Annotated in this window: 14 protein-coding genes; 3 read left to right on the top strand and 11 right to left on the bottom strand. The window is 58.4% G+C overall.

Features of this window, described 5'->3' with window-relative positions:
- Positions 1-594: 594 nt before the first annotated feature.
- The 7 genes from QTJ18_RS07045 to QTJ18_RS07075 all read right to left on the bottom strand — a co-directional run bounded on the left by QTJ18_RS07045 (position 595) and on the right by QTJ18_RS07075 (position 7093).
- On the bottom strand, positions 595-1110 hold the full coding sequence (locus QTJ18_RS07045) for a hypothetical protein (protein WP_252754157.1): 516 nt from the start codon (positions 1108-1110) through the stop codon (positions 595-597).
- Positions 1111-1130: 20 nt separating this feature from the next.
- Positions 1131-2186, bottom strand: a complete 1056-nt coding sequence (locus QTJ18_RS07050) for a LacI family DNA-binding transcriptional regulator (protein ID WP_252754156.1) — start codon at positions 2184-2186, stop codon at positions 1131-1133.
- A complete protein-coding gene (locus QTJ18_RS07055; RefSeq protein WP_252754155.1) occupies positions 2186-3001 on the bottom strand; it encodes an ABC transporter permease in 816 nt (271 codons plus the stop codon). Before QTJ18_RS07055 ends, QTJ18_RS07050 begins: the two co-directional genes overlap by 1 nt.
- Positions 2998-3819, bottom strand: coding sequence for an ABC transporter permease (locus tag QTJ18_RS07060; RefSeq protein WP_252754154.1), 822 nt, complete (start codon positions 3817-3819; stop codon positions 2998-3000). Before QTJ18_RS07060 ends, QTJ18_RS07055 begins: the two co-directional genes overlap by 4 nt.
- 94 nt (positions 3820-3913) lie before the next feature.
- A complete protein-coding gene (locus QTJ18_RS07065; protein WP_252754153.1) occupies positions 3914-5047 on the bottom strand; it encodes an ABC transporter substrate-binding protein in 1134 nt (377 codons plus the stop codon).
- Between the two features lie 97 nt (positions 5048-5144).
- Positions 5145-6221: an ABC transporter ATP-binding protein gene (locus QTJ18_RS07070; RefSeq protein ID WP_252754152.1), complete on the bottom strand. Its 1077-nt coding sequence runs from the start codon at positions 6219-6221 to the stop codon at positions 5145-5147.
- 80 nt (positions 6222-6301) lie between these two features.
- Positions 6302-7093 carry an inositol monophosphatase family protein gene (locus tag QTJ18_RS07075; RefSeq protein ID WP_252754151.1) on the bottom strand — a complete coding sequence of 264 codons (792 nt, stop codon included), beginning with the start codon at positions 7091-7093 and terminating at the stop codon, positions 6302-6304.
- A gap of 116 nt (positions 7094-7209) precedes the next feature.
- Between QTJ18_RS07075 and QTJ18_RS07080 the strand changes: the two genes are divergently transcribed.
- Entirely contained in the window at positions 7210-7536 is a 327-nt protein-coding gene (locus QTJ18_RS07080; protein WP_252754150.1) for a hypothetical protein, read from the top strand.
- Positions 7537-7638: 102 nt separating this feature from the next.
- On the top strand, positions 7639-7896 hold the full coding sequence (locus tag QTJ18_RS07085; protein WP_252754149.1) for a hypothetical protein: 258 nt from the start codon (positions 7639-7641) through the stop codon (positions 7894-7896).
- A 108-nt stretch (positions 7897-8004) separates the two neighbouring features.
- Here QTJ18_RS07085 and QTJ18_RS07090 read toward each other — a convergent pair whose 3' ends face one another.
- The 3 genes from QTJ18_RS07090 to QTJ18_RS07100 all read right to left on the bottom strand — a co-directional run bounded on the left by QTJ18_RS07090 (position 8005) and on the right by QTJ18_RS07100 (position 9928).
- A complete protein-coding gene (locus QTJ18_RS07090; protein WP_252754148.1) occupies positions 8005-8766 on the bottom strand; it encodes a ZIP family metal transporter in 762 nt (253 codons plus the stop codon).
- A 302-nt stretch (positions 8767-9068) separates the two neighbouring features.
- Positions 9069-9380 (bottom strand): GrpB family protein, encoded by a 312-nt coding sequence (locus QTJ18_RS07095; RefSeq protein ID WP_252754147.1) that lies wholly within the window; start codon positions 9378-9380, stop codon positions 9069-9071.
- 140 nt (positions 9381-9520) lie between these two features.
- Positions 9521-9928: a DUF1801 domain-containing protein gene (locus QTJ18_RS07100; RefSeq protein WP_252754146.1), complete on the bottom strand. Its 408-nt coding sequence runs from the start codon at positions 9926-9928 to the stop codon at positions 9521-9523.
- 465 nt (positions 9929-10393) lie between these two features.
- On the opposite strand from QTJ18_RS07100, the gene QTJ18_RS07105 reads away from it, so the two are divergent.
- Positions 10394-10906 (top strand): DUF305 domain-containing protein, encoded by a 513-nt coding sequence (locus QTJ18_RS07105; protein WP_252754145.1) that lies wholly within the window; start codon positions 10394-10396, stop codon positions 10904-10906.
- Between the two features lie 36 nt (positions 10907-10942).
- Here QTJ18_RS07105 and QTJ18_RS07110 read toward each other — a convergent pair whose 3' ends face one another.
- On the bottom strand, positions 10943-11914 hold the full coding sequence (locus QTJ18_RS07110) for a ketopantoate reductase family protein (RefSeq protein ID WP_252754144.1): 972 nt from the start codon (positions 11912-11914) through the stop codon (positions 10943-10945).
- Positions 11915-12272 lie beyond the last annotated feature (358 nt).

Below are 12272 nucleotides of genomic sequence, written 5' to 3' on the forward strand. Positions count from 1 at the left end.
ATGAGACATGAAATTGAAGGGCCCCTAAATTAGCTCAGATCAGCATCATTGAAATCCGTCAATTTTTGTTAAATGCTTTCCAAATCTTCTGGGTGCTGGTCACACAGCGCCATCACGATTCAGTCTGGTCTGATCAAAAGCTGCTTTTCAGGAGGCAGCGATCACACTAGCGATCTAGGTGACTTGGAATGACGGATCGTGGAGCTTGTTTTAGCTTGGCCGGAATTAAGCCAACCGCGCCTGGTATCAAAGGGGATTTCTGTCGGAAGACCCGGGCGCAGAAATCAGGGTGTCGGGGCCGATTTATGCGACGGTCAATGACCTCTTCGGACAGACTGCGGACGATCGCTTGCCTCCTCAACCAGCAGATATACGGAAAGAGAGCTTGATCTCAGCCCACTAAGCGAAGAAGCGCCGGCTTTCCCCAGGAACACGGCAGGCGGCAAGGCCGGCTTCCTTCTTCGCAACATCAAGGAAAACATTTGCACCCCTGCCCGTGGCATAGAGCGGAACGAGTTTGCGGGTGTGGGCGTCACTGTTCCAGCACACAAGCGGCAGAGCGCCGGCGCCTACTCCACTTTTGCTGGACTTGCTTTAGCCGAGCCTCAGCGTGTGGACGATCTTCCAGTCCTCAATCGGCACGGACTGTGCGGAACTGATGACGGCGATGGTGTCAAAGCGAATGATTTTTCCTGAAAATTCCTGTTCGAGAGCGGCAAGCATGCTCGCGCGCTGCTCTGCCGTCACGCCATAAGCGAGCGAGATATGCGGCATGAAGGAATCTATAGAACCGGAACCGAAAGCCTCGACCGCACGGGTTTTGAAATGCCTGAGCCGACCGACCGGTTCGAAGCCCGCATAGAGCGAGCGGAAGAACTGCGGCAGTCCGTGGATGATCGTGATGGGGGCCGAGAAGGCGATCTCTCCGGCAAAATTCGCGTCCAGAACGCCGGCTAGATATTTCGCTGGTCGTTGCATGTCCTCGACCAACGTCAGATGCGGCATGAAGCGCGGCGTACCGAGCTGGTCGGCAATGCGGTTGACGGTTGCCTGGAGGTGTTCAAGATCGGCGTCTGCGGGTTGCAGCCAAATGGAATGCCAGTCGCTCATGATGTGATGTCTTTCGTCCTTCACGGGGTGGGCACTGTCCGGTCCACCTTCATCGACCGCACCGTGTCGCGCATGATGAGCGGCACATCGAGCTGTGTAACGATAGGCGGAGCGGAGGGACTGGCCAGCCGCAGATCGAGAATGTGCAGGATTTCGCGGGCCTGCCTTTCGACGCTTTGCTGGAAGGTCGTCAATCGGTATGCGCCCCAGCCAGCTTCCGGAATATCGTCGAAACCTACGACCGAGAGATCTTCGGGGATCCGCAAACCCAGCATGTTGCGGGCATAATCCATGAGCCCGAGCGCCATCAGGTCGTTCACACAGAACACGCCCTCGACGCGTCGTGCGGGAGAGAGCAACAGTGAGGCTGCCAGGCTACCACCCTCGTAATCCGTTCGCTCGGCACGCTCCACGAAGACGTCTAGCCCTGCTGCGCGGGCGGCTTCGACATAGGCCTGCTCGCGCTCGAGGAGGTTGGGGCTGCCCACGGCCGAGGTGACCATGCCAATGCGCTGCATTCCCCGCGCCGCAAAGACCTGCACGGCCGTGGCGGCGGCCAGTTTGTTATTGACGCGGATGTGGTCAGGACCTTCTTCATTTCGACCGATGGCAATGAGCGGCTGACCGTTGCGCTGGGCAAGCTCGATAAAGGCGCGCGATGGCATGCCCGATAGAACCACCGTGGCCTGGGCCCGATAGCGCAGGAGTTTGGCGTGAGACGCCTGCCCGCTCGCAGTGCTATCTGTGGTAATGAGAACCGGCACGCGACCGCTTTCAATGAGCAGACGCGAGAGCGTCGCGATCTGCAACGAGCGGAAAGGCGTTTCGGTATCAGACGCGATCATGCCGACCAACTGGCTGCGGTTGGCGAGAAGCCCGCGCGCCAGATCGTTGACCTGATAACCCAGTTCCTCAGCGGCGCGCATGACTTTTGCGCGCGTTGCCACAGACACGCTGGCGCCGTGGGTGAAGGTGCGCGACACAGCGGAACGGGAGACGCCAGCGCGCTCGGCCACTTCATGCGCGCTGATATAACGTGGCAGGCCTGGGATTTCCGTATCTTCTTTATCCCCCATCAGCGGCCCACCTTAGAAAGCACATCCGCCTTGAGAAAACGTTCAATGACGATCATGAAGGCGATGGACGGAACCAGCAGGATGAGCGCGGTGATCGAGGCAATCTGGTAATTTCCACCCGAGCCTGCGGTGTAGAGCAGCAGCGGCAAGGTGGAAATATCGGGCGCACCGACGAAATAGGTGCCGGTAAACTCGTCGAGCGATTCCAGAAAGACGAAGATGGCGCTTGCCAGCAGGCCCGGCGCTGCGATCGGCAGCGTGACATCGCAAAAGGTCTTGAACGCCGTGGCACCCATGGAGCGCGCCGCTTCCTCAAGCTCGCGGTCGATCGCAGAAAAAGCAGCCGTTGCGATCCACACCGCATAAACGAGGCCATGCGTGACATGGACGAGGACGACGCCGACGACAGTGCCATTCAGCCCCAACTGATAAAAAAGACGCGCGATATTTACATAAACCGGCAGGTTCGGAAATGCCTGCGGGATCAGAAGGACAAGCAGGATGGCACCGCGGAACGGCAGTTTTAGCCGCGCCAATGCATAGCCCGCAGGGATGGCAAGACCAATCGAGAAGATGACGGTAAGGCAGGCAATCATCACGCTCATGGTCAGCGACGTCGTGGCATTGCCGCGTGGGGAAAAAACGCTCACCCAGTAGGAAAAGCCGTATTGCAGAGGCAGCGCATGGGGGAAATACCATTTCTCCGCCACCGCCCAAAGCACGAGATTGGTCAATGGGCCGAAGATGGCGAAGGCAAGGAGCCCGAGGCCGAGCGCGCGGGGTATCCACTTGAGGTCAATCATGGTCGTTTTCATCGATGTTCCCTCATCGTCTGGCGCAGATAGACCCATCCCACAAGGCTGGTCGTCAAGAGCGAGATGACACCGAGCGCATTGGCAACGCCGTAATCTCCATAGGCGTTGATGCGGAAAGCCATGCTGGCCGTGATCATGGTCGGTGATTGCGCGTTGATCATCAGCGGCACGGAGAGAACCGACATCATCGTGACAAAACTCAGGATGAGACCCACGAGCAAGGTGGGAAGCACCTGCGGCAGGATGATTTCGATCAAGATGCGCAAACGGCTTGCGCCCAGATTGCGAGCAGACTCAATCATGGAGCGGTCAAGCGAGGCCATCGCGCCAGCCAGCAGCAAGGTCACAAAGGGCGTCTGCTTCCAGACGAACGCGATCACAATGCCGCGCCAATCGAGAAAGCTGGTTGTCTGCATGGGTGTTAGAATATCAGCCTGCGTGAGAATGCTGTTCATCAAGCCGTTCTTGGCAAGAAAGGTTCTTAGGATCTGGCCGACGACGATGAACGGCACGAAAAGTGGCCAGCGGTAGAGCCAACGCAGGATTGCCACTGCGCGTGGGTTGGAGCCCAGTGTCAGGTATCCACCAATTGAGATCGACAGAAGCCCGATCAACACCGCAGACAGGCTGACGATCACAATCGTGAAGACAATATCGCTGCTGTAGAGTTCGAATGCCTTTCGAAAATTGGCAAAGCCGAACAGGCCGTCCACCGCAAAAGCCCCGGTGATGGAACTCACCAGAGGCACGATGAAAAGAAGCAGCACGATGACCAGCGCTGGCATGACCAGCAAAAGGCCGAGAAGCGGGATCGGCATGGCATTCACCGAATTCGTGTTTCGATCAGGTTTTGCCATTTCTGGCAGCAAGAGTACCGGGCGGCGATTGTCACGCCGCCCGGCGGGTCTTCGATCAGTTTCCGACCTGGCGCTCGTACGCTTCGAGGATCGCTTTGTTATAGGGGGCAATTGGGAAGGCCTTGCCGTTCTTGGCAAGATCGGCCGGGCTGATATCGGTAAACAGCTTTTCCCAGGTTGCCTTGTCGAGCTTGGCCTGCACGTGCTGCGCGTCGATGCCCGGATACCAGTTGAAGCGCTCAACAATGCCCTTGGCCTGCACTTCGGGGCTGGTGGCCAGGTTGACGAACTTTTCAGCCAGTTCCTTGTGCGGCGCCTTTTCCGGGATGGTATAATGCATTGGCTGGCCGGGCATGCCGGGGGCGGGAAGAACCAGCTTCATATCCGGCGGCAGCTTTCCAGTGGCCTTCCAGCTGTAGAACATGTCCACCCAGACCGGGCCGATTGCGATTTCTCCGCGGCTCAGCATATCCAGCGTCCCGGCATTGCCGGGCGTCAACGTGGCATTGGTGGTGAAGTCTTTGAGCTTGGCGAAGGCAGGTCCCCACTTTTCGGCTTCACTTTCCTCGAATGGCCCCTGCTGCAGCTTATCGCCGTCACCGGCAAAAGCGTAGATCCAGCCCATGACGAAGCTGACGCCGGAGGCGCCGCCCTTGATGCCGTTATAGCCGAACTGCTTGGGGTTTGCCTTGGCCCAGGCAACAAGCTCCTCGTAGCTCTTCGGCGGCGTTGGAACCAGCGCCGGATTGTAGGCAAGGGCCGTCTGGCTGTTGAACATCGGCATCACATAGCCATCGACATTCGTGCCGAGCGCCATTTTGGCATTCTCGCGCGTCACCAGCTTGCCGCTCTCGATCTGGTCGCGGTACTTTGCAAGATACTCTTTCTCTACCATAGGGCCAACGAACTTTTCGTGCACCACGGCAACATCGGCGTCCCAGGTTGCAACGTTGGCGCCAGCCTGCGCGTCAAAGCGCTCTAGGATTTTTTGCGATCCGGCATCGCCGGGGCCCGTGCCGACGGCGCGAACCTTCACGCCGGGATTCTGCTTTTCAAACAGTGGACCCAGGTAGTCGTTGATATAGTCGACCATGTTCTGGTCACCAGCCGTCATGACGGTCAGATCTTCAGCCATGAGCGGCGAGGTTGTCAGCCCGAGGGCCAGCAGAGAATAGGCGAGAGGTTTCATGTCATCAGTCCTTTTCGAGGTGATTACAGGCAGTTGAAGCGTATGCGAGGCATGGAAAGGGCGTTGCAGGAGCCAGTACGGCTCCCGCGGCCCGCACTTACGGGCGCGGAAAAATGTAGAGCGCAGGTTCGGGCACTGTGATTTCTACGGGCGCGCCCTCTTCGAAGCGCGTGACGCAATCCACAATGAGGCTGGTGTCGCCAAGATGGACGATATGGCGCCAGAGCCCGCCGGGATAGCTGACCTGCGCAACCTGACCCGTCAGCACAAGACCATCCCGCTCTGAGCCAGGCGCAGCGTCCGCCGCGGTCATCTGCAACGATTCGCTGCGGAATCGGGCAATCGCCGGCCCCGACGCAAGCTGTTGATCGCCGCGCTTGATCACGGTTTTGCGGTTGTTTTGGCCTTCGGAGATGCCAATGCTGTTGCCAGAAACCTCGACGTTGATCTCGACGATGTTTTCTGCGCCCATGAACGCTGCCACAAAATCCGAATTCGGCTGGCTATAGACCTCCTGCGGGGTGCCGGCCTGAGCGATCTCGCCACCATTCATGATGACGATGCGGTCGGCCATGACCATGGCTTCCTCACGGTCGTGGGTAACGTGCACGGCGGTGATGCCCAGCCGGCGCTGCAATGCACTGATTTCGTGACGAACAGTCAGGCGGATGCGTGCGTCGAGGTTGGAGAGCGGCTCGTCGAGCAGCAGGATGTCGGGATTGATGGCAAGTGCACGACCAAGCGCTACGCGCTGGCGCTGGCCGCCGGAGAGTTCGGCGGGCTTGCGGTTGCCCAACGCCTGCAGTCCGAGAAGCGCCTTCATCTCGTCGATGCGCTGGCGAGCCGATTCCCGCTCAATGCGACGCAATTTCAGACCATAGCCAATATTCTGATCGACCGTCATATGCGGCCAGAGCGCATAGGACTGAAACACCAGCGCCATGCCGCGCTTGTCAGGAGGCTGGCGCGTAACGTCGCGGCCGCCAATGGAAATTGTGCCCTCAGTGGGTGTGTTGAAACCCGCAACGGTTCGCAACAACGTTGTTTTGCCACAACCGGACGAGCCGAGCAGAGCGACGAACTCGCCCTTGCGCACGGACAGATCGATCCCCTTTAGAATCTCGTTGTCGCCGTAGCGCACGCGGGCGTGCGATATATTCAGGTAGCCTTCCATCGGTCCCTCCAATACCAATGAACATTGCACAGCTGTGCAACGAATTTATGACACCTCGCCCTGAAGCGGCAAAAGGTGACTTACCGCGTCTCCTCCCGAGACGCGGCAAGTGGTATGCCCATGATATCGCTGATCGGTTCGGCAAGGTCGGGAACGCATGCCAGCACAGGACCACCGCGCAGGATCTTTTCGCGACCTTCGAATGAGCAGACCCTCCCGCCTGCCTCTTCGACCATCAGCAATCCAGCCATGCAATCCCAGGAATTCATGTGGCGCTCGACATAGGCTTCATTGCGTCCGTCGGCGACGTAAGCCAGTCCCAGCGCGCCGGAGCCTGCTCGGCGAACGTTGAAGCCAAACTCGAGCAAACCATTCATCACGCCAAGATAGTCGTGCTTTTCGATGCGTGAAGACCACCCAAGCTCCACCGTTGCGGCCTCCGCGGCGGTGACGTCGGATATGTGAATCGGCTGCTCATTAAGCGTTGCACCGTGGCCACGCTGCGCGAAGTGCAGTTCACGCAGCACCGGATTGTAGATCGCGCCGAATTCGGCCCGCCCGTTTTCGACATAGGCGATCGCGATGCAGAAATGTGGGATATTGCGGGCAAAGTTGGCCGTGCCATCGATCGGATCGACGACCCACAGTGTCGCCGCGTCGCTGCCGCCCCCCTCCTCGCCAAAGAAACCATCGTTTGGATAGGCTTCGGAAATGGCTTGGCGCAGGAACGTTTCGCAGCGCCCGTCGAACTCGGTTAGATAGTCTTGGCGGCCCTTCATCTGCACAGCTCGGACTTGCCCAAAGCCCTGCATCACCAGTTCGCCCGCGCGAATGATGATTTGTCTGCAGAAATCCACTTTGTCGTTGAGCATTCGCGTCATCCAGCAATGCGATGCCACGATATTTGCACAGCCGTGCATTCTTGTAAACCGCTCCGCCTGCGAGGAGTGCGTGCCCTTGGTGATTTGAGGAGGCAAGTCTCCTTGCGTTGCGCCGCATTGAGCAGTCACGTCTCCTTGGGCTCACCGCCAGCAGGCCAATCGGTGAACGTGGCAACGCATTTCTCAGTGCCTATGCCGATCTCGACTGCGGCGACGCCTTCGGCATCTTTGCTGATCTGAGCCGGTTCTTCGGCAACAATGGCGTGGTTGCGACCGGCGTCCAGACTGATTCACAAGGCACAAGCCTGATGGCGGAAGCGTCCGGCCGGCGTTCCTTCATCGATTCCGATTTGGATTGGCTGGCAGCGACAGCGAAGGCAGCCGTCGGCGCCGGGGTGCGGGCGTTACCTACAGTGGGACCGTCGCGCGACTAGAGGCACATGCGGAGCAAGTGGAGGATGCTCTCTATGTCCGAGGCCAGGTGGAAGGCGCTGTGATCCTGGCAGGCGGCGATATCTTCCTGAGCAAACGGATCAATGACGCTTTCGCAGTGGTCGACGCTGGCGCACCGCGAGATGCAGTTTGAGAACCGCCCGATCGGCAAGACGAACCGGAACGGGAAGAAGCTCGTGCCCAATTTTCGGGCTAACGAAACCAACAGGCCTCCAGGCGGTCGAGGAGGCAGGCAAGATCATGAGGTAAAATCCATAGAGATGCTGATCAGGCTCCCTGTTTCGGTCCCGGCACGCTTTCTGGAGAGCGATGGTACGATCATTGATATCAAGAAGTCCTGACGCAATTGACCTGTCGGAGCGGCTCGTCATGGGCGCGCTCAACCGCCTCGCTCGGCGGAGGCCAAGGTCGACGGTAAAGCCAGGTCTGGAGCCGCCGGGTGTAAGTGCTCACCCACCGAGCTTGGAGAGCACGAAAGCGGCAAGAAATCCGACGACTGTGATTAGGCCAGCATATTCGTGCGTCTCCTCGAATGCCTCCGGCATCATAGTGTCGGCAATCATCGCTAGGATGGCACCCGCTGCGAGGGCTGTGGTTGCGGCGATAACATCGGGACTGGCATCAACGAGCGCAACGTTACCCAGCAGGGCGGCAACACCTGAGGCAACTGCTATCACCCCCCACACGCTAAAGATGTACAGGGCCGACCGTCCGGCCTTTCGCATACCTGCCGCACTGGCGAGGCCCTCTGGAACATTGGACAGGAAGATGGCGGCAACCGTCACGAGGCTGACACCAGACCCGCCCAGGAGGCTGACGCCGATCACAACCGATTCTGGTATGCCATCGAGCAACGCTCCGACTGCGATCGCCATGCCCGAACCTTCTGAAGCGTCCTGCTGCTTCTGGTGCGGATTAGAGCCAGAGCGTTTGCGGTGCTTGGCGCCGCGACTAGAGAGATAGATGTTGGCGAAAGTATAGGCAGCGGCACCGCTTAGGAAACCGAGGGCGGTGGAGTCAAACCCGCCTTTGGCGAAGGCCTTGTCCATAAGCTCGAACGCCACGGCGGAGATGAGGACGCCAGAGCCGATCGCCATCACCGCTGCGATCAGCCGTTGCGGCAACCTTGCAAAAAAAGGAACAGCCGCGCCCACTATGAGAGCGGATCCGCCCAAAAGACCCCAAGCCCCCGCCTGTAGCCATGATGGCATCGTTCCTCCGCCCGTTATCAAGAGACCTCCCTCAACCAGCACATGACCTTTGAGTTCCGCGTCAGAGACCAAGAATGGGTCTAAACCGTCAGCTCACGGTTTGCAGGCCCAAATCATCGACCGGCCAGTTGGAAGCTTGAAGCAATCTAATGCTGGGTTGCCAAGCCTCCCCACGTTATCCCGGCCGATCGCAACGAGGTCGCCTTCAGCGACCATGCCGACGACCTCCATTTTCATCCCCGCCACAAGAGAGGCATGCATATTGAGATTGATGCGCTCGAACTTAGCCTTGGTGATTACTCCTAAAACCGGGAATACCGCTGGTCGCCGTTGACCCACCAGCGAACATCCTCGGTCATGAAGGAAAGCATCGCGTCAACGCGGGAATATCCAAGCAAAGCCATTTCCTGATCAACTCGAGCTTCATCTTGAGGATCCGATACTACTACAAGGTCGATTTCTGGCTCTGCAGCGAGACCAGGAACCGCCGTACTTCCGACATGCTCTATTTCCACCACATTCGGTAGAAACGGCTTCAGCAGGCGGATCTTTTCAGCATCGAACAAGCTTGGCCATCGATCATCGTAGAGGGTAATTTGACTGGTCAGCGCCATTGCAGCCTCCCTCAGCCGGTAGGAAACTACCGCATGTAAGCGTGGCCTCGAAGGCCGCTTCTGGCGCTTTTGCCTTATGACGGCCGCCGGCTCAAAGCCGACGAATAAGGTTAGTCCGCCGCAAGATCGAGCCATCAAGGCTACAGCTTAGCACCTGGCAAACTGGCTGCTTGAGCAAGCCAATTCCTCAACAACGTTTCATTGACGGGTTCGTCTTCATGAAGATGAACATAGCGTATCTCATCTTGCTTGGAGGCGACTGGCGGCGGCGGAGACAGCGACGCCCCCTTGAAGAAGGTCACTTTGACGTACTTGTCGAAACAGTGGAAGGCCACGAACCAACCGTTATCAGGAACACCGTAGAAGGGTGTGTTCCATTTCACGGCCTTTTGGACATGAGGAACGACAGCGTTGATCAAGGCGTCAAGCTGTCTTCCTACTTCATGCTTCCAACCGGGCATTGCTTGGATATAAGCCTGAACTGGACCATCACCTTCGCCCTTGGGAATTTGTGGGTTCCCTCCCGACAACAGTTTCGGCGTGCCCATTGTAAACCCTCCATTTAAGCAAAGACAACTACCACATCCATAGCAAGGCGGCTCTTGGCGCTTCTGTGCCGTGACGGCGTCCGGCCCGAAGCAGACCAGCCTAAACAGGTTCACGCGTCCACCTTCCGGTGTTGGCGCACCGTTCAAAAAAGCTCAGTCTGCTAGCGCCGGGCGAGTTCACGCACTTCCTGCGCGAGGATGGCAAAGCCTTGCCTGCTTCTCCGGCACGGGCAGCCTCCACGCCGGCATTCAGCGCCAACCAGGAAATCCTTCTCGAGGACGTGTCAAGTCGGGAACAACTGGACGCCCGCTGAAGTTGACAGATGCCTGTATATTGATCGCGGGCATCCGAGCATCTGTCGGCGTCGATGGAAAACGTGCCCGTCGGTTTTATATCTCCAAGTGAGCGTCCGATGATGGTCGCCATCGCGATCTGGATGCTTGCAAAGTAACAAGGAGAGCCCCGTGTCCTATGGCCGCTTTGTCGCGATGATTGTCACGTCGACAGTGATCATGTTCGGTCTGATGTACCTGAACACCTATGTTCTCGATCACGTCACCTATAGCCAGACCCGAACCTGGATGGCACTCCTGATGGGCGCCGTGATGGCGGTCGTGATGATTGGCTTCATGTGGTCGATGTACAAGAACAGGATCGCGAATGCGATCATCGTCGCCGCGAGTGTCGTCGTCTTCGCCGGATCGCTCTGGCTCGTGCGCAGCCAGGAGACGGTCTCCGACGTCAGTTACATGAAGGCGATGATCCCACATCACTCGATCGCGATCATGACAAGTGAACGGGCGCACATCAGAGACCCGCGCGTCCGGAAGCTGGCGGATGGGATTATCGAAGCGCAAGTGCGCGAAATCGGCGAGATGAAATCGTTGATCGCAGATCTGGAGGCTCATCCCGTCTCCGACAATGCGCCCGACCTTCCATCCTATCGCGAGCGAGGCGCCCCGCCGCCGACACAGTGAAGTGTCACACTGGCGAAACCTGATCCAAGTGGTGCTCTAGGCGAGGGTCAGCGCCCGCTTGACCTCATCAAGGGGAATTGTCCCTGGCTGCAGTTTCTCCCGCACCATGCGCGCGGCGAGTTCACAGAACCAGGCATTGGCCGGCGCTGAGATGCCGTGCAGCCGTCCCAGCAGAACAACTTCGCCGTTGAGATAATCGGTCTCGATGGATCCCGTGGACCGCGCAAGGCTTTGCGTCGATGAGCTTCCTGCCCGGCTGAAACCCGGGACGGACGCAACGTTCATCAGCTTCCCGCGGTTGGGATCGGAGTCACCGACACCCTGCCACTTGATGCCCGCAGCAGTGAAAACCATTTCCGCCTCTTTACGGAGAATGTCGGTAATGGGCGCGGTATCGCCCTGGCCCCCGCATGCAGCTTCAACGATATTCCCGAGGTTCAAAAGGAGCTTTCCATATTTGGCCTTCATCACGTCTGGCGACACAAAGGCTGGGAGGCCCGCCGCAGTGAGCGTCTTCGCGACGGCTTCATCGACACTGTCGCTCCCATGCGGATATCGACCAAGGTAGAAATATCCCGAGTGCGGTGACCCGAAGGCGACGACCTCACCAGGCGTGACAAAGTCGGTCGGCATCATGACGCTCACACCATGCACGTTCGCGAAATGCCGCAGTGCCCTGCGCTCGTTCTCGACCCCGTTCTGAAAACAGAAGACCGCCTGGTCCCGAAGGCCGGCTGCCGAGAGTTGTTCGATGACCGCGCCCATATGCTGGGTCTTCGTACAGACCATCACCACATCGTCGGGGCGAAGCGTGATCGCATTCGGCGTTTCCACGCATTCGAAGCGACGGATCTCGGTTCCCGCGGGCGTGCGCAATGTCAGCCCGTTCGCCTGGATCGCCTTCAGCTGCTCGCCGCGGGCAATCCCGACGACCTCCTCCCCGGCAGCAGCAAGTGTGACGGCAATTGTGCCGCCGATTGCACCCACGCCATGGATAATGAAACGCATGTTGGAAACCTCATATGGGCGATATGGAGAGCCCCAATCCCAGTTTGCATGCTAAATGCCGCGGACAGTCTGTGTAAAGCAGCCATGAACGATGTGATTTTCGAGGTGATCCATCCAAGGGGTGTCACTGCGGACGATCTTGAGACAGGCGATGAAGTCTCCAGCTATCCGTCATGACGTTTCCGACGTCGTCTTTGAGGGCTCGGGCAGCCTCTAGCAAGGCAAGCGATCATCCTCCTCATTCACGTGTCAGGCGATGAGAACTTGGGAGTTCTCAACCTGAGCCCTCGCCGCGCGGCTCCATCCTTGCCCCGCTGGAGCATTGCGCCATGAAGTTTGCAGGGCGTGATCGATATTT

The sequence above is a fragment of the Rhizobium sp. SSA_523 genome, from assembly GCF_030435705.1.
Classification (GTDB): Bacteria; Pseudomonadota; Alphaproteobacteria; order Rhizobiales; family Rhizobiaceae; genus Neorhizobium.